The organism is Bartonella sp. CL25QHWL, assembly GCF_042195335.1.
Classification (GTDB): domain Bacteria; phylum Pseudomonadota; class Alphaproteobacteria; order Rhizobiales; family Rhizobiaceae; genus Bartonella.
The window spans coordinates 1-25,707 of record NZ_JBHIOE010000006.1; the positions used below are offsets into that span (position 1 = coordinate 1).

Consider the following 25,707-nt stretch of genomic DNA (forward strand, 5'->3'; position numbering starts at 1 on the left):
TCTTTCTCATCTGACGCTCCATAAAAAAAGCCCCACAAAAGTGGGGCTGGATAAAATGATGTTCTAATCAATCTCGCACTAATTATAATAAAATGGGTCGCTACATCCACGGGCGCCTATTTTTTCATCTTCTACATAACGAGAATGCGCAAAATTCCGCGCAAATTCACCATTACTAGCATCACCGGACCAATCGCCTCCTCCCAACATAACATTTACGTCTACACGTAAACTGCTTCCTTTTTCCCCTGTATGCCATTTCGTCACGGGATAACAACCAGACAAAAATTGCCACACATAACCGCAACCATCCTCACAACCGATATACGAAATCATACGACGATTTTCTGTATCAACGTGTCCTCCAGACGTTTTGGGAGAAGGCGCTTTATTGCCTATAATACTGGTTCCCGAATTGATTCCACACATACAAGACGCGAACTCATCACTCGTCAAAAATCTCTTATTAACAGACGAAAAATCCACGTGATGGTCAGAATAGCTACGATTGGTTGTAATCGGAACACCATAGGCAGACTTCGTATTTTCATCTGTCCCTGATTGAAGATAAATATCAACCCAAATATTCTTCCACGGATCGTAAACCATTCCCTCTGGATCACTACGTGGACGGTGATTTAAACACCAAACAGAATCAGGGAGAATATCCCCCGCTTGATAACCCGATAACGGATGATCTTCAATCTCACCAACATCTGCACAAAGCGTATGAAATCCACCAATCTTTTTAGAGGTATCCTCTGTATAGCCATCAGGAGCCGTCGGATTTTGCGAAATTTCAAAGGATATCTCATTATTATTAGTGAGGGTTGGTATAAGATAAATATAATAATCCTTGCCTGCTTCAAGATCTTTGTCAAAAGTCATCCTTCCACGCCCTGGAACGCGGTAAAAGAGGTACCTACCCCCATTCTCACCACCATGATAAAAGCGAAAACATGCACCGTTATTGATCACAAGACCTTTTCTATTTTCCGGATCGTCTTCCAGAATTCTGTTAGGTTGATTAAAACGCACATTCTCTAAAAAATTAGTGGAAAGAGAACCTACCTTACTTTGAAGTTCAGAAAGACTGTCACTGTTCCTCTGTGCCTTCTCTTGAACTTCTGTCAATGCACTCTTCGCTTCTTCCGCTAACACTTTTGCCTCAGAGGCGGCTGTATTCGCAGAATTTGTCGTTGCTGTCACCGTGTCTAATGAACTCTTGACCTCTCCAAGCCCTTGCTTCGTCGTATCAGCTTCTTCTTTTGCTTGCTCCGCAACACTCTTCGCTTCTTCTGCTGTCGACTTCGCAGTCTCGGCTACTTCCTTGGCTTCTTCTGATAAACTTTTTGCACTCAAAGCGGTTTGGCTTGCTTGATCACTCGTGGATTTTGCTTCATTGGCTATTGTTTCTAAGCCTTCTGCTTTAGATTTTGCATCGCTAGCCTCTCTTAGTGCTTGATCTACTTTCTCTGTTACACTCTCTGCTGCACTTTTCGCCGATTCCGCCAAACCCTTCGCTTCTGAAGCTGTTTGCGAGGCTTGTTCCACTCCTGTTTGCGCCGATTCGGCAACTATCTTAACAGTTGCAACAGATGCCTTGACTTCAGCACAAGCATTCTTGGATTGTTCTGAAAGAGCTTTTGCCTCTTCTGCCATTTGCTTGGCGGCATCTGATGCACTCTTGGATTCTTCTGCTAATCCCTTGGCTGTATCCGCTGTATCTTTTGCAAGATTAGCGGTTGTCGTAGCTGCTGTAACCGCTTCACCCGTTTTCGTCACCTCTGTAAGCGCTTGATCAGAAACCCTTTTCGATTCCTCTGCAACCTGTTGCGCACTATTTGCACGCGCCATGGATTTTTCAGACTCTTGCCTTGCATTAACAACCTGTTCTAATGGTGCAAAAGTTTCATACGAATACAAAGATGCCGTCCCTAAAATCTTAGGAACAACAACGCTATCTTGCGAAGTTCCTTCTCTGATTTCCTCTTTCGTTGCTATTGGTATCAGATACTCATGACTATGATCGGGTATTTTCATATGCTTTATTCCTCCATTAAACCTAAAATGAACACTCTTTCAAATCTTCAAACTCTTCTCTTAATGCCTCTAAGCGCTTCTCTAAATCTTTCACAGAACCATCAAGCTCCGTTTTCAAAGCTGCTTTCAGTAAATCAAAAACGCCATTAAGCGGCGCATGTACAAATACTTCCCCCGAATACAAAACGACCCGTACTTGAGACGGGTCGCTAATCTCTGATATCGCAAACGGTTTTAATGACATTTCAACTCCTCATGTCTTGATCCCATAAACTACACTCACATTAACGGGGCGCGTTTCAACCCCACCAACCCTCTCTGCCATAAGGTGATGTTCATGATGCGCTCTGTCATAGATGCCCTCTTTAATCGGCATCGAAAAACTTAAAAAGCTTTCAAAGGGGCTCCTGATAAACCAAGGTAAACGCGGCGGCTTATCTTTTTCTGTAAACCAAAAGGGAGTCTCTACCTGTGGACTTCCTGCTATTTGGTCAAATTCTTGATTACACCTTTCCAAGGCATCCCCACTCAAACCTACACACTCTTCGTCTATAGCTCTCTTTCGCCTTGTCACGGGCGCTTCAGAAGAAGAAATATCCCGTTTTTTTCGTGAAGAACGACCATCAGAAGAGGCGGGACCTATAAAATGTTCATGCCCTTTCAAAGAATAGCCTTGAAGACTTGCAAAAGAACGCCAAGGGTCTAAATTGCGTTCATTATCAAGTCCCCGTAAAAATAGCCCCCGAAAATCGGGAACATTAAACGTCGTAACGCCATCCCCCTCTCCCCACGTCGTTCCTATGACACAAAATAAATCCCAATAGACAAGCCGCGGATAAGCCTTCCCATCACATGGCAACCAACCATCCGGCAAGCGTTCCATTGCAAACGGTCCTATCAGACCAGTGGGTAAGCGTTTTAAGGAAGAAACTTTGCCCCTTGTCGGGTTGAGAACTTGCCAACCGGTTATATCTTCATCATACACAAGCGTATAAAGACAGCCATCTTGTATCTCTCCTCCCGATAAGGCTAATAAACCGGTTTCTGTCGCCTTATAAACGGGCTTACCGGCTAAATTATTTAAAGCAATTGTTGTCGCCCCAACATTCTTGCCCTTCGCTTTAAAACAAACCGATATGCCATTCTTATACTCTAAAAATGCCGATTGGCTTAGAAGCCTTATCACGCTCGTCTTTTGGTTATTATCAACCGTCACAATCCCTTCAAGCACACCCCCCGTATCCGATAAATACTCACTTACCCGTTGCATCATAAAACGAGCGCTATTATTAACCGTGTTAGGGTGCTGTCCCTCTGACCAATTAATTAAAGCATCAGCACCACCATTCTCAGATGCCGTTAAAGACCAATCATAAATCGTGGACATCTGAACCTCACGTCTTGATTCCAAATACAACACTTATATTAATCGGGCGCGTCTCACTTACACCTGAACTTGCCAATGCAACATCACGCATATGAAGGTGGGAATGGGGAAAGGCGAGCTTATGGTGCACACGTATATCCTCTGCTCTCACGCCCAAACGTTCAGCAAGTTTCAACCTTTGCTGTTCATTCAACACATATCCCCAGATGATCGTCAAATCACCATACCAACTCTCTTCCTGATTTTCATCATTCAAAATCGTAAAGGATTGACCACTATGATCATGCTTTCTCATAGCGTCATTTTGTAAAGTGCCAAGATAACGAAAGCGGTCTATCTCGCGGTCATCATCAACACCTCGTAAAAAAACACCACGCAAATCTGGAACGTTAAACTTCGTCCAACTATCAGCGCCTCCCCATCTGATCCCTATCGCTTCATAAAGAGCAGGATAATCACTGCGCAAATAAGCCTTCCCATCACAGGGTAACCAGCCCTCTGGCAAAACTTGCATTCCAAAAATTCCTATCGTCCCTGTCGGATAAATGGGAATAACCGGTTCTTGTGATAAAGAGAGAGGCGTAGGATTTAAAACTTGCCAAGCATGATCCCTATAAACCAAGCTATAAATGCACCCCCTTTGAAGCTCGCCTCCAGATAATGCACGAATGCCTAATTCCGTCGCCTTATAAACAGGTTTAGCGGCTAAATCATTCAAGGCAATTGCGGTTTCCCCAACATTCTTACCCTTCGCTTTAAAACAAATTGATATCCCATTCTTATACTCTAAAAATTGCGATTGGCTTTGAAGTCTTATCAACGTCGTCTGCTGTTCAGCATCAACCGTAAAAGTGCTTTCAATCACACCACTCGTATCGGATAAATATTCACGCACACGCTGCATCATCACACGAGCACTATTATTCAGACTACTAGGACGTTGTCCTTTTGACCAATCTATTAAATCATCACAATAGGCATTCAAGGAGGCATTTAAAGACCAATCATAGATCGTCGACATCTTACACCTCATGTCTTAATCGCAAACAGAACACTCACATTAACTGGACGCGTCTCGCCTTCACCAGTGCTCTCCAAAACAACCTCTTGGTTCTCATCAAGAGTATAAGGACTTGCAACGTGACTCCTTAAATTCTCACGCTCTATACCCATAAAATTCGCTAGAGAGCTCCCCCCAAACAAGCCTAGACGATAGCCCAATACATCTGTCGTATTCCCATCCCAAAAGTTTTCGTTGCTGGTAAAATGAGACATCGAAAGGCTCTGTCCTTGATGTTGATGCGACTCGATTAAATCTGTTTGCACACTTGCAAAAGAACGCCCTTCATCAATATTGCGCCCTCCATCAAGCCCCCGTAAAAACATTCCTCGAAAATCGGGAACATTAAACGTCGTAACGCCATCCCCCTCTCCCCAAACCGTTCCTATCGTCTCAAATAAATCACGATAATCACGACGTAAATAAGCCTTCCCATCGCAAATTAACCAATCCTTTGGAATCCCACGCATTCCAAACGTTCCTATAAAACCCGTGGGATAAAGACTGCTTTCTTCTTCTAAAGGGATAGAGGTAGGATTAACAAGATGCCAATGATCTCCATTATAAAACAATGTATAAATGCACCCCTGTTGGATTTCCCCTCCCGATAATGCACTGATGCCTAATTCTGTTGCTTTATAAACCGGCTTGCCATCTAAAGCATTTAAGACAATCGTGGTTGCGCCAACATTCTTACCCGTCGCCATAAAGCGCAAAACGATACCATTCTTATACTCTAAAAACTGTGAAGTGCTTGCAAGTCTTATCACACTCGTTTGTTGGACATGATCATTTGTCACAATGCCTTCAAGCTCTCCACCCGTGTCTGACAAGTATTCCTTTACGCGCTGCATCATCACACGGGCGCTCGTATTCACACTGCTAGGATACTGTCCTTCGGACCAATCAATCAAATCATCTACGCGCGTATTATCCGCCGCTCTAAGCGACCAATCATAGATCGTTGACATCTCTCATAAATCCTAATTCCGGTAAAATGGTCCGTAAAACGCCCGCATGAATTGCGTCATCAAAGGATTATCATCATCACTCTCTTCTTCTTCCGAAGCCTCTTCTTGTGATGCTAATAATGCCCTTAAAACCTCTAACAAGTTGTCTCTATTTCTAATGCCACCATGCGCTGTAGGACTTGCTCTATGAGGCTGCCCACCATACATCTGTAATACACGGTTGACAAAATCACTTGCACGCATAGCATTGTTTCCACCATTCAAGCCAACCGCATTGCTGCCAACAATTTGCGCCGCATTGGCATGGGGATTTTGCAAAAGACGCGCGGCTCCTCCTGCACCTTGTTGATGGGCTAAATACAACTCCGCTTCACTAGGCGCTCTTCCCAAAAGGCGGCTTAAATGATTGCGATTATCAAGCGTCAACCGCCCCATGGCATCTGCCGCTTGCATGGGGTCAAAACGATCCTGCAAACCATATTGTTTGGCGGTGCTGTCTATAAATTGATACAACCCACCAGCAGAAGAGCGGGGATTCCTTGCATTCGGATTGCCTCCACTTTCCACTTGCGCAACACGGTACAAATAGCTCTCTGGCAAACCATATCGCGCTGCCGTTTGCCGTATCGCTTGATTAACAGCAGGACTATAACGGGTCATAGCCTAATCTCCTCCCTTACTCAAATGCACTCAATAAATTCAACTCCTCCGTTGAGGCTTTTCCCCCACCTCCAAACAAAGCAGCAGAAAGCTTTTTGAACCATTCTTTTGTCGCATATCCCTTATGATGCGCGTTTACCATGCGTTGAATGAGAGCTACAATTTGATCATTCTTAATCTGTGTCCCCCCTGTTAACAATTTGACAACATCCTTTTCAATCCGTTGACGCTCTCTAAACGCCGCCTCTTTGAAAGGAATCCAAGCTGCCTTCCCAGCAGCTTTTGCTAATTGTACAGCTGCATCATGTTTACCCGTTGGCATACTGACATTATGCGTAAAAGAGATCTTTTCATTCGCTACACGATTGGGTATTCTGTTATAAAAATCTGCATAATTAGCTTCTCTATCGACAACCTTCTTAACAGCAGAAGCTTTATCTGCTCCATAAGTCTTCGCAAATCGTTCATATAGATCATTTGTACCAAAAATCTCCTTTGCCTTGGACACTTCATCTTTTGTTTGACCCATGCCTTGTAAAAGTTTTGCTCTTGATCCCTTTTTAAAGTATTCTTGTTGTCCCTCTGGTAATTCATCAAAAATTTTACTGAATTTATCCTTATTAACCGACTTTCTAAGGACTTTTTCTCCTTCGCCCATAGCATCTACATCTGAACTATATTGATGATATAATGCCCGTCCCTTCTTATATTCAGACGATATATCATCCATAAGCTCTAATAATTTTTTCTTGATACCAACTAAACTGCGAACTTGGCTATTATCTCCTTGTCTCTTTTCGATCCTTATCATTAAATCGACAACCTCTTTAGTCTTATGAAGAGCCCCCATGTTTGGTTTCTCCTTAAGGAGACTAAATTTTTGAGAAGAAAACGGACTAACGTTGTTGCCATCCGTAATAAACCGCTTTAGTCCTTCATCATAAGCTTGTTTGAAGTATGGACGCTTCATTAAATCATTAAGAGCCCCATAATATTTTTCTCCTATCGGCGTTTTCTTGGCTATTTCGTAAAGAGTATGTGATTCTGCTTCTCTACTCGCGATAAGATCATCTTTTAAACCTGTGACATTTTGACGAGGAACAAAGTGTTCATCAGCAGCTTGATGAATACGCTCCCCTCCTCCCAGCGCTCTCTGCCCAGCTCTTTTAGTCAAATCAAGATAAGCTCCTTGATTTCTTTTCGCGATATCAAAAACAAGATCCTGTAAAAAAGGACTATGATCAGCTACGTAATCGGTAGGAACTGCATTCTTAAAAGAGTTTCCTAGCTCTTCAGAAGCCTCCTTACCTAAATGTTTACTGATTGCTCTTAACGTGTCTGTTGCAACACCTTCCTTATGAGAAGGAGAAAAAAGTCTTCGTATTCCGCTTACCGGATAACCAGCCAAATGACCTAAAGCACTTCCAACCAATGCCCCGCCCGCTCCTAAACCTGCACCAGATAACGTACTTGTAAGTGTATTACCAAGCCCTTCGCCTTCTCCTGCGCCATGTAATGCACCAGATGCCGCTCCTACTTTAAGCAAATGAGGTAATGTTGTTTTGTTCGTGATGCCTAAAAATGGACTTGCAAATCGACTTGGGGGTAACTGACCTGCTTTCAAAAAGGCTTGACCTAATTTTGACCCCGCCACATTCCTTGCAAGTGTAGGCGCTACAAAGCGTGCTCCTGAGGCTAACAATCCTCCTCCTAAAGTCGCAAGGGAAGGAATTGCCGACCCTAAAGCATTTCCAGCAAAAGAAGTCCAATAATGTTGATCACTCATCCTACGATAATAATCACGTATTCTATTGGCTTCTTTCTCATATTTTTCTATGGTTTTCTTATCTCCAGTCCAATAGTTGTAAAGCCCCTTCGCAAAAGCCTTTATTGCCAACTCATCATCAGAATCACGTCCTGCCGCTGTGATCCCCGCAATCTCATCATCTAAATTAAAACTCAAACCATGCTTTAAAGAGTTCCAAAAAGCTTCACTTTGCGTGATTTCGGGATGTTGCGGTGATGGTGTTTCTTCAAAATTCGGAGCATCATCGAGAACACGCAAACGATAACGTTTTCCACTTTTAGATGTTACATATTCTGGAGTGCCACCTCTCGAATTGTCATCGAGAACACGCAAACGGTAACGTTTTCCACTTTTAGATGTTACATATTCTGGAATGCTAGTATAAGTATTCATTAATACTCTTCCTTTTCAATACGCTTACCGGTAGACGCATCTATAAACACAGTGATATCATCTCTGTCGATACCTTCCTGCCATTTCATTATAGGTATATTTGCACTACCTCCTTGCGACATAGGTGAATCTACAAAATATTTATCAGAGATTTCTTGAGGCGTATCTATAGGTTGACCTGTTAATGCGTTGTACAGTTGAAGGTCATTATGCCTATTGAAAAAATCAAATGCTGTTTTAATTACTTCAAAAGTTCTCTCCAATCCCTCTTTATCTCGCCCAACATCCAAAGAACCAAACATTGATGATAGTGCCTGACTTTCAAAATTTGATATAGGACCAGTTCCTACTGTTCCGCTAGGACTCATTGATTTTAGATTCTCAAATACCGTCCTTAGAACACCACCTCTAATTCCCTCCAATAATTTGTCTAATTTGTACCCATCACTTCCACCAAATTTTTTCGTAAACCACCCCTTAAATCCTGTAGCCTTACCTGTTTGAATGAGTTCAAAAGCAGCTTTCAGATCATTTAATCCAGCTCTCAACTGCTGCTTGGTGGTGAACATATTTTTTATCCTTCTACCCTCCCATTCTTTCTGTGATTGTAGTTTTTGATTATACTCAAGTTCCTGCATCGACCCCTTAACCGGTCTCGCTCTACGTTCACCTAGTTGTGAATTGGGATCCCATTCATAACCTTTATCTAACTGAGGTTTATCACCACCTGTTAGCATCGCACTAAGCATTTGAGGATTCCTTGCCATGACAGCAGCTTCTTCTTCGCTGTAGCCTTTGGACTTTAGATACTCGACAGTCTGGTTAACCTGCCCTCTTTCCTTATCTCCTTCATTAAGATGCTTCACACCACTTGCAAGCGCATCCCATCCAGAACCATCTGTGGGTGCTGCCGCCATACCTGCAAAAAGATCTTTGAGCTTCTGATACGCATCTGATTGAAAAAACTTATAAGTATTGGACTGTAAAAATTTCTCTGCATCTGTTGGTTCAGAAGGCGGTGTTGGGGAAGCGGGTGCTAATGGTTGCGTTTGTTCATTAACATGAGGTTTTAGTTCTTGTGGAGTACTCTCTAGTGCATTTGGCATGGGTGGATGTTGATCAAATCCAAGAGGCATTTCCGCTTTAGGAGCCGTATAGGGCATAAATGGTCCATATGGATTCAGACTATTCTGTAAATAGGGGTTGGATGGGGCTTGTGCTTTCTCTGGTGTCATCATACTTTCAATGCCTGACATTCCAGTCATAAATAGAGAGGTTTTGGGGTACTTTGTTATGAAATTCCCCACGGGGTTCTTTGTTATTAATTGTCCCAATCTATTCGCCCCTGTAACCGCTTTAGGAGCAAGATACCTAAAAACATGAGGCGCAGCTCTCGCAGCCATCAAACCTGCAAAAGATAATGGAAATAATATTGGAAATGCCATCACACTCTCCTACAAAACTATTCTTTAATTATTCTCCAGAGCTTTCTTTTGATTCATGTAATTTAAAAAAAACTTGGATGCTCCTCCTGCCAACGCTGCTCCCATTGGACCACCTGCCATATAACCAAAAGCCATCGGTGCTGCTTGAAGTGCTAAAGAACCTATAGTTCCTACATTTTTCCACGGATTATTGCCCTCTATCTTAGAGATTGTATGATTATTCGTCGTCGTGCCGTAATTCCTTGCAAAGCCATGACCGGCGTTCATAAGCATATTCAACCTATTCCAGCCGCTATTGTCTTGTTCCAGCCAACGTTCACGATTGGCATCAACAATTCTCTGATTGTAATTATCAAGCACACCTCCCCCCTGTATGGCATTGGAATAGGCATTGCCATAACCCTGTAAGAAGTTATTTGATGCTCCCAACTGATTTTGATTGGCTTGGTCTATCATGGCATTGGCTTGCATCATGCGATCCGCATCACGATTAAATTGCTCTAACATAGCACGAGCGTATATAGAATCTCTTCCTTTCCGCACTTCCTCTCTGTGATCAGGAGTTGCATAACGACCAATCCCTGAGAAATATCTGTTAATTTGAGTGTCTGAGTCATCTAACGCTTCTTGAAGTGCTCGTTTGAAATACGAATTTTCTCCCATCATACCACCAGAAGCCATATGTCTAAGATTCATGGCTGCCGACGTTGGATTATAGATTGTATTCATCAAAGAGCGATTTTGATAATGATGAGGGACACTCCCAAGACCACCTATGGCTTGGGTGGTTTGAGCACTTAACGGCGCAACACGAGGTCCTCCATACACATTACCCCCAATCCCTGTGTCATACATGTTATACGCATCTGCACCACCACGCTTAAATACATTCTGCATCCAAGAGGGAGGAGCGCTTGTCTGCACCTGCTTTTGTTCTGTTGTTGTCGGTGTCTTGCTCCCCATGTTACAATTCCTTCCTGTAATAAAGCATATCTATGCTGTAACCTTGCTTGTCCAATGCACGTTTCCAACCCAAACGACCCAAGATCTCCATTTCAGAAGCCCCATTCTCACGCGCCCAATCCTCTACAACTTGCAAATTGTCAACCAAATCAAGAACACCCTTGCCACTACATTCACAAATCAGAGCGCGTTTCTTTCCTAAAACTGTCTGTTGTATCTGGGTCGTGACGACCGCTAAAAAGCGCTCTTCATCATCCAAAACAAGCCATAACTGTTTCTCGCCCATGCAAATCGCTTCAATGAGTTCTTGCAACGTAATTTCATGTTTGAAACGCTCTACATACTCTCTAAAAGATGCAATGATTTCTTCAAGATAAGGGGCTATACGCTCCATATCCCAAGACGTGGTCAAAAAGACTTTTGCCATTACCCTCTGCCTAAAGGACGTAAATCCACATTAAATCCCGTAATATGGTTCCAATGAATGCCTTCAGGAATGCGCAATTTAAAGCGGTGATAACGATTGCGCGAACGCCCATGATAAGCGCCCGTGACATACGAACACACCCTCTCCTTATGCCATGTGATTGGTGTCTGATTATTGCGAAGCCGACGCTCCCCTATGCTTAAAAAACCTTCCGTCGTATCAACTTCGGCAAACATTTTCGTGATAAAGTTAAAACTTCCATCCGGTGCCCCCATTTCTTGCGAAACAACCGTTGCCTCCATCGGTGCTCCCGTAAACATAACAAGCCGATTGTTATCATCAAAAGCACCAAGCATTGGCGCGCCACTTTGCCAACGAGGGCTGTCTAAAGAAGCCGGCAATGCCTCAAGATTGATCGAAATCTCATCTAACTGTTCTAAAGTATAACCTGTTGTAAACACTGGAAAGAACGTGAAAAGCTCTCCCTGTAGTGTCGACCATTTCTGCAAGCCCCAATCATAAACAAAGGTCGTTTGCTCGTTATTGTAACTTTTTAAGGACCAGTAAACGCGATTATGGACAGGGTCTATCACCGCTTGCATCTCATCAAGAGCAAGCTTATCAAAGGTCGAAAACACCGTTCGGTCGACCTTTTCAAAGCCTATCGATAAAAGTTGACCATCCAAACTCATTTGATAAAAGCCGCCATCACCAGCAAAAAAGGCATCACTACCACGACAGGCTATAGATGCTGCACTTCTTGCTCCACGCTTGTCTTGTAGCTTTTGAAAAATGAACGGAACCTTAGACCCTAACGTAAAAGAACCGGCATAAACAGCAGAACGTAGAAAAACGATTGGATTGCTCGATTCTGTTGCACCCTGCACATGTTCACCATCATTAAAGTTATGATAATAACAATCTTTAACACCAACCGTCCAATGGGTCGCATCATTGAGACCTGACCAATGGATACGATTAGGATTATCTGTCAATTGCATCAAACAAACAAAATCGCCCCAAACTTTCACCAAACCTGCTTTGGGGGGATTGCCTCCTAAATCTTCAAATCGTTGGGAATTGCGAACCTTGAAAACTTGCGGTTTATCATTTTTATTCACCGCAATGACAGCATCACCGAACAACGCAAACGACCATTTGTTCTCATCATTTGCCTGATACGTCACACCATTTTGACTGATGTCTTGCCAACCACGCGTTTGGCTATCATAAGCATAAAGCTTTTTAGCTCCTCCTACGATTATCTTAACACCATTACCGCTTCTAAAGGCGATTGAACCCAAAGGTTTTTCTTCCAAAGGATTAGAAACAACCATTGCACTTGGCATGGGTATGTAACCACCATCTGCCGGTAAAACATTCACAAGGCTATCCGTAAAACTGCCGTTGACGACCGAAACATCTGGTCTGTAATCGGCTACTGGAAAATAAACCATATTAGAAATCCGTTGGTATTATTCTGGTCACGTTATGACGTTGAGACGTCTCTGCACGCAATTCATGCAACTGTTCGTTAAAGTCATTGTAAGCTGCCGTTGCACAATCGGGGTCTTTCAAGATATTCTTGTAAAGTTCGTATTTTGCACGCGCCTTAATCAAATCAAACGCGTGCACAAACCATGGGTGCTCCTCATCGACACTCTCTATCTCTGATAAACGCAATGGAGAGAGAATGAGTTGAATTTGATAGGCTCTATCTGGCGTGGGATAAAGATGTAATTTCCTATCAAAATAACTGTAACAAACCGGCGTTCCTTGCTGCTCTGATGATAACAAAGGCTCTAAAGAAACATGGTCCTTACACTCCAATGCAAACTTATGATGTTGATCAGAGCTTAGATAAACGTTTTTTATTTTAACAGCTGTTTCAATAGGGCGGGTAGTGCTTGCATCATAAACACCTTGTCCCGCCCGTGTCTCAAACACCACATCACGGCTTTCGTTAAAGTAAAAAGTCTCTCGTTCACAAAAACGAATGGCTGCAAAAATGCTTTCTTGGATTTGTTGAACATACTCATCGGCTATGTCATCAATCTCATCTTGAATAACCGACACTAAGTGCGAAAGTGTTCTCTTATGACGATAAACATCTCGCTTTACAGGTATCGGTCCTCCGGTCTTAACCCGAATATAATGACGTGTCATCAAAATACCTCTCAACGATTGGTCACGAATTGCACCACCACAACACACTCTCCAGCCGCGGTTGTTTTATCCCGTGTTGCATAAAGCGTAAGCTCTTGATCTTCTGGAACAAACTCTTTTTGGTTGGTTGATGTAAAATCTTGAGTGCTTTGGGTTTTGATGTCCTTTTCACTAAACTCATTACCACCATAGGTGCTACCTATCTTTAATTTCGCATCCGAAAACGCTGTCTTCACAAACGCTTTAATCGAAAGGATCATTGCACCACGTGGTAAAGTCCCGATTTTGCGTGTCAAATGCTTATCTTTATACGAGATGTTCAAGCGAAAAAAACTCACTTGTTGCGTAACCAAGTTTCTCCCTTGTAGGGGTTGTGGTAATCCTTCTGCCATGTTTTATTTCCTTTCTTTGAAAATTAAGAAGGCTTTTCGCCTGTGCAAGTTGAAACAACAACGGTTCCGAAATCTTGCGCATTTTGTCCTCTTCCAGGCATTTGGAAACGTGTTTTCTTCATGCCTATGATTGTCTTAGCTGCAACACCATATACCCGTTGATAATCATCAAGCTCTTCAACCAATTTATAGCGCGTATCTTGATTTTCTGCTCCAAAGGCAAGCATCGCACTCTGTGCACCCAGTAATACAGCACGGCGGACATTTTCTTCAACACTACCATCGGATTTAACACCATGGGTTACATGTTCGGATTCTCGTAAAATCACACCATTATACATGCCTAGTGAACCATCAAAAATCGGGTTCTTCGCGCGCGAACCTGAATAAACTGCCTTTTGTATATCAAGCCATTGACCAGTATCTGTATTGGTACGCAATTGCATAACTTGTATGGGATGAAGATACATCACGTAGACATTGGAACCACCAACCCGTACTGGTCTGATTTTGGGGTTAGCCAACTTTGCAACTTTAACAGCTTCATCTATGAGCTTAAGACTAAAACCGTGTTTTGCCAGCTCTTTTACGTCTTCATCTTTCGTTTTGGCTTCTGGTCGCACAATACGCTTACTGCTTGGTGCCAACGGTGCATTAAAACCATAATACAATTCATCAAGTTCAACTTCACGTCCTTCAAACTTTATTGTAGGCGCTGTATATCCGCAAACTTGAAGAAAAAACATCAAACTCAAACGGTCTGCAAACCAATCAACCAATGCCTTATGTGCTTCGTCGCGTAAACTAAACAAAATACGTTGTTGATCAATCGTACCTTTATTTTTTGTTGAAACAGCGTTATTAAGTTCATTGATATAAAGTTTATCATGAAGGAATTGGAGTGCCTCTTCATTGCCTTTAAGCGTTTCACCCTCGCTTACACCACGCCCCATAATCTGTGCTCGTAAGCTAAACGTAACACAATCTCCACCTTCTTTCCTAAGTTCATTTTTGACTTGAATGATACTATTGGAGCCTTCTCCCATTAATGGTTCAATATCAAGCGCTTTAGACGCTTCATAATTTAATCTCTTTGACCAAGCTTTCACCGCTTGAGCATCATTAATAGGTATACGTGTTATTGCCATTGATTTTACCTTTCTTTGCTATAAAAAAACCGGCTTAAAGCCGGCAAAAACCCGCATTAAAAGCGGATTACGTTATGCACCTAGACTATAATCAGCCATCGCGCCCCATTAACTTATCAAAAATGATTTGATTCTTAGGATTGCTATACCATTCTCCAAATTCTTTATCAGACATATTTCCAATAGATTCTAAAGTCATAGGACCCGTCACGCCCCCTCCACCAGATGCTGTTAAGGTTCTCGCAGAATTCTGCCGGCTTTGAAGTTCTGCAACCTGATTATTCGCTTGAACCCCTTGGTTCTGATAGCCAAGATTTTGCGCTATTCTATAAATCTCTTCTGCCGGATTGAGATCTCTTTGTGCACAAGTCGCTACAATCGTACGCAATTCATTCCTTATGATCTCAGAAATTGTGTTTGGATCTGCATACTCAGGATAAAGTGACGACCAAGAACTCAATTCCTTCGCACGCTTCTCATAAAGAAAATTTGCCGCATCACCAAAATCACTGGATTTATTTTGAAACGACTTAACAGAATTGTTGAAAAACTGACCAAGACGTATATCATGCTGCTGCTGTTCCTCAGCTTGTCTTAGCGCTTCTTTCTGTTCCCTAATATACGCATCTTGCTTTTGAATCTTATCTAGCATCCACGCCACTAAACGAACAGGGTCCTCACGTAGGTCTGGGGGTGCATTTTCACCTTCAACCATTGGCGTCTGGGATTGTGGTTCATAAAGCTTGACAAGCGCTTCACGAGCTTGTTTGGCTTGTTGCTCCATACGCTGCTGTTCTAAATTAGGAACAATCTCTGAAGGCTTTTCAACGGACTGCACAACCGGCTCTGGAGAGGTGACATCATCATTATCAATCGTTTCACCATCATAAGTGCCGGCATCAAAAGAGCTCTCATCATCAAAGACCGGTGCTCCAACTCTGTAATCTTCATTCATAGCTTCATTCATTTCTGCATTCATTCTTTCACCTCTCTTAACTATGCATACCTCTGTGTAATGCTATTCGCTCTCGCATAATCTGATTGTGTGCCTGATCATTGAGAAGCTTCTGCCGTTCAATGTCATGGCGCTGTTGCATCATTTCTGCTTCTAATTCTGCTCTCTTTTGACGCATAACCAATTCAATCTGCTTGCCTTGTAAATCCATCTGTTGCATCTGATTTTTAGCCGCAATATCTTGCTGCTTTTCCTGCAACTTCATTTCCTGCTCGGGGTCCATCTGCTGTTGTTGTGCCATTTGTTGCTGTTGGAACTTCTCACTGACACGATTGAGTAATGACGCCGGCAATGGAGAATAACGAAGTAGATCAAGCATAATATCCGGCGTAATCGCATTTTGAAGCAATGGGAGCAGTTGTGTGATAATACCGAAGGTGCGCTCTTTCTCATTCGGGCTGGTTGGCGCATCATCAACAACAATGTCATACTCGACACTCGTTACTTCTTCACGCGTCAATGGAATATATTGCGCATTCTCCTCACCAGATATCCGTACCAAACGACCATCGGACAAGTAATTCTGGATAAGATGCAAAATAATCTTACCTTGCCGCTTGCGGTACAAACGTAAACCATCAAACAGACAAGCAAGCAGATTTAAACTGGATTGGCGTCGTTGTGCCTCCAAAATACCCGCTTGTGTCACTTCTCTTGTGCCAATGAATTCGGGCGATAAACCCGTCACCTGATTAATTGCTTCCTTAGCTTCATTAAACAGTTGGAAAAAGCCCTCTGGAAATTGCGCAACAGGTTTGGGTTGGATCTTTCCTTGTGCAAGGGCGCCATCTTCAGCAACTAGCAACGCATCAGCCCGCGTCCAATCTTGCATAGCCTGCCTGATGTCCTTAAATGCCCCTTCCTCGACAATAAGCCCCCCTTTGGATTGGCTATTAAGGATATACATCACTTGACTGAAATATTTATTCGCCCACCGTTGCGGGTCTTTTGTAGGACGCACAACCCCATAAAATTGCCGTTCTATCTTGTCAAAATACCCCGTTATACACTCCCAACCCAATTGACCCGCTGGAACCATGGGTTGATCGGGGGATTCAAGCAATTTTCTCCCTAAAAAAGCACGTCTTACAACCTTTTTATTGAAAGCTGCCCCTTGGATATCGGGCATCATGCACTGTAGCTGCTTAAATTCTTCCTCGCTATAATCACGAAGTTCTCCAGTGCTTAAATCGGGCGCTTTGTAATACCTCTCGCTTTCAAACCAACGGCATTCAACAAGTGTAACCATCCGACGACCGTTTTCAACATCAATGCTCCCTTCATCACTGTAATAATCAAGATCATTATGGTGAACACCTTCATGAGAGCTACCATCCCTTGCCCAATCTGCACTCAGCTCTGTCCAATGAGATTTGGGAAACATCTGCTTAGCTACTTCTAACGGCTTGCGATCTACATACCACAAACGTTGCGCATCGGTTAAATTCGGTTGCACCGCTGCACTATCCCAAACCATCTTTAACGGGTCTAAACGCGTAATTACCGGTTCACCATCGAGGCTGTTCTCATAATCAAGCCGTGTATCAGTCCACCCCATGCCGCAGATAACCGCATCTTGGAAAGCATCACTATCAGCGTATTCTGCATGCGCCATGTCCCGAAACCATTCTGCCGCACCGGTAAGCAATTCACTAGGCAATGCCTTCCCTACTTGACGGGGAATAAACTGCACTTCGCGCTTGTTATTACGCTCTGACCCCACAACGGCATTGACCAATGGGGCAATACGATTAAAGGTCATAACGGGGCGGCGTTGCTTTTTTAACGCCGATAAATCTTCTTCATTCCATTGATCACCATTGTAAAAACCAAAATCCTCCCGCGCATGTTCACGCCATTTATTCACATGCTCCACATCTTCTTTGTACCAGCTCACAAGCTTGCGAAATAAGCCTTCTGTCGACAAATCTGATGCGTTACTTTCTTTATCTAAATGCTCTTCATCATACATCATTCTGCCATCCATGAGGTACTCTCATATTCCGTTCTGCCGCTATAAGCTGGTCGCTTTTGTATTTCTTTTGGTGGTTTGTATGAAATACACATCAGTCCAAAGGCATCTGCCCCATGACTGGACCAATCGTGCTCTGCTCCCAAGCCAATATTGCGCTTCTCATCCCATTTCTCGTGATACCAGTTCAGTGCCTTACGTCCTGCTACCGTCGTCTTTTCATTAAACCAAACAGAAGGCAAAACACGGCGGACTGTTTCTATACGTATCTTAACAGCTCCTGCTCCCTGATTAGGGATAACTTTTGTTTGAAAGCCTGCCTGTTTAAGAGCGCTCTCAAAACTCACATTGTGCACACGGTCTCTGGTCGCCCCATCATGGGGAAGAACCATCAATGCCTTCTCATAACCATTTTGACGCAACCAACCGATATGCTCCGATAAAGGCTGCCCCTGTGCTTCGTAATAATCAAGCACTCTGATCTCTCTACCAACAAATTGCGCTATCCATATCGCCGTGGCATCTGCCTTAGCACCCGTGCCCCCAATATCCCAAAAGGCGCGTATTTGCATTAAAGGATCACGAGCAACACGCCCTATCCGCCCCTCCTGCTCGGCTGCCAACATTTCCTTTTGATAATAAGCGCCTTGAACCGCTGTAAGATAAGCCCCTTCCCAGATATGCTTATAGGTCTCTGGACGGTTTCTCAGATCATCAAGCCGCGCTTCATTCAAGATCTTCGGAAACTTCGGGTTGTCTGACCAGTTGATCTCAACACGTTTGATTGCCTCATTGTCTGAAAAGCGAAACCGCTTCTCAACGGGGGCATTCTCTCGCAACGGGTTCCATGTCACCCATAATTCTGCATTCCAATCTTTTCCTTCTTCTCGCAAAGTCGGTATAAGCGTCTGCCAAGCTGTCTCTGTAACGGGCTCTGCCTCATCAACCCAACAAAGCAAAATACGCCCCATAGACTTGATACTGGCTATATTGCGGTCCAGACCAGAAAACTGAAAGGCTATACGACCATCTATCGACTTAATCGACGACTCCCCAACCTTGTAATAGTCCTTTAAAAAGTCGTGCGCTTCAATGACGCGTTTAATCTCCTCCAATGAACTTTCTGCCAAAGAATTCTGAAACTGACGTGCACAAAGTATAGTGCCCGATATCCCTTGCATACCAAATTGATAGCCTTTTAAAGCAGCCATCAAGGCAAATGATCTTGTCTTTCCAGACCCTCGTCCACCCCAAGCAGCACGCACCAAAGCCTTATCTGTAAAAATCGGTATAAGCTTTGGAACAATATTAATCTGTCGTGTCGTCATTGACCAAAGGCGCGATTTCTACACGCGTTATCACCTTAATGGCTCCCCCATCTTCACCTGTTACCTGTAAAGGCAACACCTTACCAAGCAACGCTAAATAAGCAGCGGGGCATTCCATAGCCTGCTTTTCCAAATAAGAAATCAAACCATCCTTGCCAATTTTATTCCCAGCATTCTCAGCAGCCTTAACCACTGCTTCTTTTAAAATGCGCGTCATCTTATTCGGAACGCCTTTGACACGCCCTTGACCTGCCTTTGGTGGTATACGCTTTTTAATGGGTTGTGGAGCCTGCTGTGTATTTTCTGATGTCATAAAATACGCCCTCCAGATAATAAAAAACCCCGCATTTGCGGGGATTCCAAACTGTACATCACGCTCATTTAGATACAATACGACTAGTGCCGTAATTGTCATTAAATACGATTTGCATCACTTTGTCAACACAAAAATAACACATATTGATATATTCAAAGGGAATCGGTTAGATAATTAAGATGTAAATTAAGGTAGAAAACAATGTCTATAAAAAAAACTCTCTTTAGAAGAGTATTAATTATCACACTTTTTACAACGTGTTTTATATCCACTTCAAATGGATATGCTAATTCTGAAGAATCTTCTTCATTTTTTAATAAGTTATTCTGTTCAAAAGTAACCACAGAATTAAAAACCGAACTTCATAATCACCTAATTCATGGAAACGAATGGTGGGAAAAAAGATTCAAAGAAATTAGAATGATAGAAGAAGTATATTTCTTGCATAACATGTCGACTTTATCAAAAGAACGTTTTGAACAACATGTAAATATGATAAGAGAATGGCATGATATACTGTGGGAAAGAAACAATAGTTTTAGCGATTTAACCGGCAGTATGCTACAAAAAATAAGTGCAATAGAGGATCTAAATAAAGCAAAACAATCTAAGAACCATATGGAGGAATCAGAAATTCTGAAAGTCCTTCCTATAATTGAAAAGCGGATAATTGAAAATAAAAGAAAACTTCATAAACTAGATTATGAAAGTGAAGCGTTATATAAGTTTATCATTCACTTTTATTGATAGTTACATAATTTTGCGAAAAATACTTTTGAAGCGCATTAAGAGCAACCTTTAGCGAACTCACAAGATGTAGTAATTCTTGATCTTCACTAACAAGGTACTGTAGCGCTGCATAAAGATTGTACTGTCTATAGAGATGTTGCGCCTCTTTTATTGCCTCGTGAACAGATTGATAATGACGCGTTGCTTTTTCAACCCATTGCTCAAAGCTATCTGGGTCTGAATTTGTAGACACATCATCATAAACAGCGCTTGGCAAGCCCTTTGCACAAAGGTAATTATTCCTTATCTGTAGATATTGCTGGGCGGCGTCATATTGCTCTTGTGTAAGCACGCCTTGTAAACAAAGCCGCCCTATATAAGACCCAGAAAGTGGATTTTTTGCCTCCTGTAGCGTTAAACCGAAGCGCTTTGCACGCATTTCTATTGCCAATTTATCAACGGCTTCACGCGGTGCTTTTGCACGTGATATACGTCCGTTTGGTTCTCTTACCTTCCCTGCTATTTTAGGGCGTCCCCTCTTTTTATTTTTTTTCACTTATGTCCCCAGATTCCTGTTTAATATTTTGCCAAATTTCCTCTGCTTTTGACTTGAACTTTAGACTATAAAAGAATAACAAAACCAGAATGATCGATATTATAATTATAAAAACTAGCTTAATTTTTAAATGACTTTTATCCCAAAATAGTTCTATGGACAAAATTAAAAGCGTACCCAATAAAGTCCCCATTATTCCATGAAAACGACATGCAGACGTTGCGTGATCTTTTAATAGATTTATTTCTTGTTCTGTAACAGCATAATGAACAGTTCTCCTCGGAAGACAATCTGCAATCACTCTAATAGATTGATTTCCAACAGCATCACTTGCACGTTGAAGTTGCTTAAGATGAAGGTGTTTATTTTTTTTCCGGCTCTTGTAAATACCCGTTAATTTTTTGTGTGAAATATTCTTTGATGTCATCGTCTTTTAGCTTCACACCAAATTGCCCACAATCATATACTCTCTCCCACGGAGATCCATTCTCATGAGATTCATTGCGCAAGCGCCAAGGTGAAAAATTTTTATAAGCATTCCAGACGATCTCTAATAACTTAACTGTATATTTATCAGCGGATTCTTTAGGAATTTTAGGAATCAAAATTTCTCCTGTCTCTAAATCAACTGTTCGAGAATAGCAATCGATAAAACGCCTTCCCCAATCTTTAAACTCATGATAAAGAGCCGGAATCACGGGACCATGCTGCCATGCTTCTATACGATCAGGAAAGAGACGCTTACCTGTAGCTGCTAACATCCATCCATACGCAAGATACACCAGTTTAATGAGCTTCATAGGAGAAATTGGGATATTCTCTTCACGTCCCTTTTCAAGAAAGAAGTTAGCAATTTGCTGAACTTGGTACATATCATTCATACCCCACAAAATATACAACTTTACAGAATTGCTTTAACATGATCACTTTCCTCATTCAATAATATCCTTAAAAAGGAACACTGTCATTCATAACGGTATGGGGCGTATCAAGAGGTCTGTAAATGCTTCTGTCATAAGCAGATGACTGATCTTGATTATCATCATTTTTGCCATCTAAAAGCTTTAACTCGCCTTTGTACTGAGGCAATATGACTTCTGTTACATACCGTTCAACACCGTTTTTATCTTGCCATTTACGGGTTTGTAGTCGCCCCTCGATATAAACTTTGCTGCCCTTATTCAGATACTGGAGAGCTATTTTTGCAAGATGTGGATTAAACACCACAATGGAATGCCATTCGGTTTTGTCTATTCTTTTATTGGTTGCCTTGTCTGTATAGCTCTCAGACGTTGCCATTCGAAAATTGACCACCTCGATGCCAGATGACATTGTTTTGCTTTCTGGACTGGCACCTAAATGACCAATTAAAATCACTTTATTAAGCATGTTTGTAAGTCCCATTAAATGATGTAAAGATCATAACATGTTTTATGTGTTTTTACAATGTTTTCAGTTAGCTAATAACAATTATTTAATGTTTTACATTATGTGCTAAATCACTAAAGCGTGTAAAATCGGATTGAAATGCAAGGGGAACGATTCCTGTCGGACCATGGCGTTGTTTTGCTATAATAACCTCGGCTTTACCCTTGGCTTGCTCCATTGCATCTTGCCATTTGCTATACTCAGCAGTGCCTTCTTTTGGTTCTTCATTTTTGAGATAATATTCTTCACGATAAACGAACAGAACAATGTCGGCATCTTGCTCGATTGAACCAGATTCACGTAAATCAGAGAGTTGCGGACGTTTATCGGTTCGGTTTTCAACTTGGCGCGAAAGTTGTGACAGAGCAATGATGGGAATATTGAGTTCTTTTGCAAGTGCTTTTAATCCGGTGGTAATGGCTGTAATTTCTTGAACGCGGTTTTCTAATGAACGCTTTGAACCGCTTGTCATGAGTTGGATATAATCGATAATCAAGACATCTAGACCATGTTGTCGTTTAAGACGCCTTGCACGGGCGGCCAATTGTGCTAGGGATACACCACCCGTTTGATCAATATAAAGAGGGATTGTTTGTAAGGAACGCATTGCGTGAATAATTTTTGCAAATTGCTCTTCTGAGATATTACCACGGCGCATATCAGAAGAAGAAACCTTTATTTGCTCTGAGATAATACGAGTTGCAAGCTGTTCAGATGACATTTCAAGTGAGAAGAAACCTACAATACCCCCTTCATTGGCTTGGCTGTTATCATGACGCTTGCAAGCATTGGCAATATTAAAAGCAATATTGGTCGCCAGTGAGGTTTTACCCATAGCAGGGCGCCCCGCAAGGATAATCAAATCAGATGCTTGTAACCCTCCCATTTTCTCATCAAGTGTTTTGATATGGGTAGCTATCCCTGAGAGCCTTGAAGAACGCTTTTTCGCTGCACTTGCCATGTTAAGTGCTTTTGCAATGGCTGTATTAAAGTTTTCAAACCCACCCCCATATTTTCCCTTTTCTGCCAATTCAAACAACTGATTTTCAACAGTTTCAATTTGTTGTGATGTTGTAAGTTCTACAGAAACATCATAAGCTCTATTCACAACTTGAGTGCCAAGGTTAATTAAAGAGCGTCGGATAAACAGATCATAAATGACGCTTCCATAATCTTTAGTATTAATGATTGTGACTGCCTCGGTAGCTAAACGCACCACGTAATTATATACAGTGATGTCACCAATTTTCTCATCATTTTCAACAAAGGGCTTAATAGTAATGGGATCTGCAACTTTTCCACTTTGAATAATTTGTGAAATGATATCAAAAAGCCTTTGATGCAACGGTTCAAAAAAATGCTCTGCTTTTAAAAAATCAGAAACGCTATCAAGAGCATTATTATTGATAATGATAGCACCCAGCAAAGCTTTCTCTGCTTCAATATTATGGGGCAGTTGACGAAAAGAAGATTGTTCTTCTGTTTGAAAAGAAGGTAATTTAACAGCGTTCATTTTATTCATTATGATTTAAATTGATTTGATAAATGATAATTATAAATCACTGAATCTACAGTGTGAATCCCATTTTTATTTTACTTAACAGCTTGCGTTTTGATACGTTTTGTGCAATAAAGAGATGTTCTTTTATATTTCGATTGGTTATTTTAATCGTTTATTTGGATCGCTAGCTGTTTTGATAATAAAAGCCGTGTCTTAAAGGACGCGGCTTTTTTGCTATAAAGCAGCCCCCCCGCGCCGTCATTTACGCTGCTTTTTCTAAAATATTATTCGAGTTATATATGACTTTATTGCCACTATAAACCTCACCTTCCCTATGAACAAAATCACACTCTCTTAATTTTGCCTTGCCTGAAACCTTCCCATAAATTTTTGAATAACCTGATATTTTTGCATTACCATAAATAATCCCATGAATTTCAGCATGCCCTTCAATAACAGCGTTCCCATGAACGTGTGCATTTTTATAAAGTTTTGAAAAGCCTAGAACCTTGGCATTACCATAAACTTTTACATCAGCATAAATGCAAGCATATCCAGAAAGCTTGGCATTACCAAAAATATGTGTATCATTAAAAACCCAAGCATTATAATGAACGTGAGCATTCCCATAAATTCTTGCACGAGGATAAATACGTGCAAAACCATAAACCTCAGCATTTCCATAAACAAAGCCACCTACAACCGCCTTGCCATAAACACGGGCGTTTTCATAAATACAAGCTTCCACATTAACATGAGCATAACCACTTACAACGGCATTATCGTAAACCCGTGCATTAGCATAAACCTTGGCTTTACCTCCGACCCAGCAATTGCCATGATGCGATAAATTGTATTCACTACCTATAAAGCCGCCGAGGTCCCCTTTTTTGACATCTCCAAAATCTCTTAATGCTCTAATTCTATGAAGTGTCTTAAAACCAACTTCAATCGTCTCGCCTGTAAATTCGTATTTTTTTGCAAACTCTCTCTTTTTAAAAGAGCCATTATCATCTGTAATAAAAAAGGAAGATTCTTGATTTTTAACTGTAGCGTTCATGCTAGTAATCCTTGTGATAATTGGGTTTTGAATTGACAACCCTATAAGGGCGCCGGGTGTTCAAAACACGGTCACAAGTCCGTCGTCACACTTTTCTCATAAAGAGTATTGTATGGTGTGAACACACCCGACATAATCGTTATATGCTAATCACAACATAAAAGACAGTCAGTATTTAAAGAAATGGGAAAAACCTTATCGGGGTCTATCCGCTTGTGATTTAGTGTTTTGAGCACTTGTCGACCTTTCTAAACGAACCTTTCCTTAATGTCAATACGTATTTTTTATTTTTTTCAATTTTTTTCATTTTGATACCTACCTAATTGAATATCAAGTGCTTTCTCTAGTTCACTGTCTATATCATCATAAGTTTTCACTGCTTTCACTGTACGTTTTTTGATTTCCCTATTCACCTCGTCTATCAATGCTTCGCAACTCAATACGCTTCTTGGCAAATCACCACCGTATATCCAAGCTTTCACTTGCGCCTTGGTACTGTAATCAACATTCTCAGGCATCTCATGATACTGACCACCGTCAAATTCTTCGTATTCTCTTGTGCCATCATCATATTCGTAAAGGTTATAAAAATACTCTGCTACCCCTAATCCCCATGGTGCATGCCCCACCGCCGTTGCAACCCACTTTTTTTGCCCTTTCTGTTTACGTTTTTTTAAAAACATCTGGTTTAATATCCCCTATCTAAATCCATAACTTTACCAATGGGTTTATTTGCCTCAAAATGGACCGTACAGAAGCGTTTTTAATTTCAATGTGGTTTTTATCACAAAATCTTTAAATCGCTCTGTACGGTGCCTTTCTGTCAATTTAAACGCATCTCTATTCTCAAAATCATCAGCAAATTTCACTACTTTGCTGTTTTTTCGGATCCTTTTAAATACGATTTCATGACTGATGCTCCCCAAAAAAGCTCTATTTC

The 25,707-nt window shown here is 41.7% G+C and carries 26 protein-coding genes; 1 reads left to right on the forward strand and 25 read right to left on the reverse strand.

Translation table 11 applies throughout. The features are described from left to right. Nucleotides 1-78: 78 nt before the first annotated feature. The 18 genes from ACFILY_RS04470 to ACFILY_RS04555 form a co-directional block, all read right to left on the reverse strand. Entirely contained in the window at nt 79-2,043 is a 1,965-nt protein-coding gene (locus ACFILY_RS04470) for an alanine-zipper protein (protein ID WP_375637968.1), read from the reverse strand. 22 nt (nt 2,044-2,065) lie between these two features. Further along, nucleotides 2,066-2,287, reverse strand: a complete 222-nt coding sequence (locus ACFILY_RS04475) for a hypothetical protein (RefSeq protein ID WP_375637969.1) — start codon at nt 2,285-2,287, stop codon at nt 2,066-2,068. Nucleotides 2,288-2,296: 9 nt separating this feature from the next. After that, nucleotides 2,297-3,430 carry a phage tail protein gene (locus ACFILY_RS04480; protein ID WP_375637890.1) on the reverse strand — a complete coding sequence of 378 codons (1,134 nt, stop codon included), beginning with the start codon at nt 3,428-3,430 and terminating at the stop codon, nt 2,297-2,299. Nucleotides 3,431-3,437: 7 nt separating this feature from the next. Beyond that, entirely contained in the window at nt 3,438-4,451 is a 1,014-nt protein-coding gene (locus ACFILY_RS04485) for a phage tail protein (RefSeq protein WP_375673273.1), read from the reverse strand. A gap of 8 nt (nt 4,452-4,459) precedes the next feature. Further along, a complete protein-coding gene (locus ACFILY_RS04490; protein ID WP_375645334.1) occupies nt 4,460-5,461 on the reverse strand; it encodes a phage tail protein in 1,002 nt (333 codons plus the stop codon). Nucleotides 5,462-5,473: 12 nt separating this feature from the next. Further along, nucleotides 5,474-6,121, reverse strand: coding sequence for a transglycosylase SLT domain-containing protein (locus ACFILY_RS04495; protein WP_375631661.1), 648 nt, complete (start codon nt 6,119-6,121; stop codon nt 5,474-5,476). Between the two features lie 16 nt (nt 6,122-6,137). Continuing rightward, nucleotides 6,138-8,321 (reverse strand): hypothetical protein, encoded by a 2,184-nt coding sequence (locus ACFILY_RS04500; protein WP_375673275.1) that lies wholly within the window; start codon nt 8,319-8,321, stop codon nt 6,138-6,140. Further along, nucleotides 8,321-9,724 (reverse strand): hypothetical protein, encoded by a 1,404-nt coding sequence (locus tag ACFILY_RS04505; RefSeq protein WP_375673276.1) that lies wholly within the window; start codon nt 9,722-9,724, stop codon nt 8,321-8,323. Before ACFILY_RS04505 ends, ACFILY_RS04500 begins: the two co-directional genes overlap by 1 nt. Before the next feature lie 66 nt (nt 9,725-9,790). Beyond that, nucleotides 9,791-10,729, reverse strand: coding sequence for a hypothetical protein (locus tag ACFILY_RS04510; RefSeq protein WP_375645337.1), 939 nt, complete (start codon nt 10,727-10,729; stop codon nt 9,791-9,793). Nucleotide 10,730: 1 nt separating this feature from the next. Beyond that, a complete protein-coding gene (locus tag ACFILY_RS04515) occupies nt 10,731-11,156 on the reverse strand; it encodes a hypothetical protein (protein WP_375631669.1) in 426 nt (141 codons plus the stop codon). Then, entirely contained in the window at nt 11,156-12,613 is a 1,458-nt protein-coding gene (locus ACFILY_RS04520; RefSeq protein ID WP_375673278.1) for a hypothetical protein, read from the reverse strand. The genes ACFILY_RS04515 and ACFILY_RS04520 overlap by 1 nt, the downstream gene beginning before the upstream one ends. Nucleotide 12,614: 1 nt before the next feature. Then, nucleotides 12,615-13,322: a hypothetical protein gene (locus tag ACFILY_RS04525; protein ID WP_375673279.1), complete on the reverse strand. Its 708-nt coding sequence runs from the start codon at nt 13,320-13,322 to the stop codon at nt 12,615-12,617. An 11-nt stretch (nt 13,323-13,333) separates the two neighbouring features. Then, complete coding sequence (locus ACFILY_RS04530) at nt 13,334-13,714, reverse strand: hypothetical protein (protein ID WP_375631674.1); 381 nt, start codon at nt 13,712-13,714, stop codon at nt 13,334-13,336. Between the two features lie 23 nt (nt 13,715-13,737). Further along, nucleotides 13,738-14,862 (reverse strand): N4-gp56 family major capsid protein, encoded by a 1,125-nt coding sequence (locus ACFILY_RS04535; protein ID WP_375637956.1) that lies wholly within the window; start codon nt 14,860-14,862, stop codon nt 13,738-13,740. 91 nt (nt 14,863-14,953) lie between these two features. Next, nucleotides 14,954-15,841: a hypothetical protein gene (locus tag ACFILY_RS04540; RefSeq protein ID WP_375657584.1), complete on the reverse strand. Its 888-nt coding sequence runs from the start codon at nt 15,839-15,841 to the stop codon at nt 14,954-14,956. Nucleotides 15,842-15,854: 13 nt separating this feature from the next. After that, the gene (locus tag ACFILY_RS04545) at nt 15,855-17,864 is read right to left on the reverse strand and encodes a portal protein (protein ID WP_375645341.1); all 2,010 of its coding nucleotides are present in this window, start codon (nt 17,862-17,864) and stop codon (nt 15,855-15,857) included. Further along, nucleotides 17,849-19,177: a PBSX family phage terminase large subunit gene (locus ACFILY_RS04550; protein ID WP_375673281.1), complete on the reverse strand. Its 1,329-nt coding sequence runs from the start codon at nt 19,175-19,177 to the stop codon at nt 17,849-17,851. The genes ACFILY_RS04545 and ACFILY_RS04550 overlap by 16 nt, the downstream gene beginning before the upstream one ends. Further along, nucleotides 19,158-19,490, reverse strand: a complete 333-nt coding sequence (locus tag ACFILY_RS04555; RefSeq protein WP_375655581.1) for a hypothetical protein — start codon at nt 19,488-19,490, stop codon at nt 19,158-19,160. The genes ACFILY_RS04550 and ACFILY_RS04555 overlap by 20 nt, the downstream gene beginning before the upstream one ends. 204 nt (nt 19,491-19,694) lie before the next feature. Between ACFILY_RS04555 and ACFILY_RS04560 the strand changes: the two genes are divergently transcribed. After that, nucleotides 19,695-20,240: a hypothetical protein gene (locus ACFILY_RS04560; RefSeq protein ID WP_375631936.1), complete on the forward strand. Its 546-nt coding sequence runs from the start codon at nt 19,695-19,697 to the stop codon at nt 20,238-20,240. On the opposite strand, the gene ACFILY_RS04565 is transcribed toward ACFILY_RS04560, so the two are convergent. From ACFILY_RS04565 to ACFILY_RS04595, 7 genes are all read right to left on the reverse strand, one after another. After that, nucleotides 20,224-20,778 carry a hypothetical protein gene (locus ACFILY_RS04565; protein ID WP_375637949.1) on the reverse strand — a complete coding sequence of 185 codons (555 nt, stop codon included), beginning with the start codon at nt 20,776-20,778 and terminating at the stop codon, nt 20,224-20,226. The genes ACFILY_RS04560 and ACFILY_RS04565 overlap by 17 nt on opposite strands. After that, nucleotides 20,765-21,205 (reverse strand): hypothetical protein, encoded by a 441-nt coding sequence (locus tag ACFILY_RS04570; protein ID WP_375673282.1) that lies wholly within the window; start codon nt 21,203-21,205, stop codon nt 20,765-20,767. The genes ACFILY_RS04565 and ACFILY_RS04570 overlap by 14 nt, the downstream gene beginning before the upstream one ends. Further along, nucleotides 21,141-21,650 carry a Panacea domain-containing protein gene (locus ACFILY_RS04575; RefSeq protein WP_375627966.1) on the reverse strand — a complete coding sequence of 170 codons (510 nt, stop codon included), beginning with the start codon at nt 21,648-21,650 and terminating at the stop codon, nt 21,141-21,143. The genes ACFILY_RS04570 and ACFILY_RS04575 overlap by 65 nt, the downstream gene beginning before the upstream one ends. Nucleotides 21,651-21,726: 76 nt before the next feature. After that, complete coding sequence (gene ssb / locus ACFILY_RS04580) at nt 21,727-22,167, reverse strand: single-stranded DNA-binding protein (RefSeq protein ID WP_375673284.1); 441 nt, start codon at nt 22,165-22,167, stop codon at nt 21,727-21,729. 85 nt (nt 22,168-22,252) lie between these two features. Next, a complete protein-coding gene (locus ACFILY_RS04585) occupies nt 22,253-23,719 on the reverse strand; it encodes a replicative DNA helicase (RefSeq protein WP_375673286.1) in 1,467 nt (488 codons plus the stop codon). Nucleotides 23,720-23,969: 250 nt separating this feature from the next. Beyond that, on the reverse strand, nt 23,970-24,767 hold the full coding sequence (locus tag ACFILY_RS04590; RefSeq protein WP_375637986.1) for a hypothetical protein: 798 nt from the start codon (nt 24,765-24,767) through the stop codon (nt 23,970-23,972). Nucleotides 24,768-25,060: 293 nt separating this feature from the next. Then, nucleotides 25,061-25,450, reverse strand: coding sequence for a hypothetical protein (locus tag ACFILY_RS04595; RefSeq protein WP_375658056.1), 390 nt, complete (start codon nt 25,448-25,450; stop codon nt 25,061-25,063). Nucleotides 25,451-25,707 lie beyond the last annotated feature (257 nt).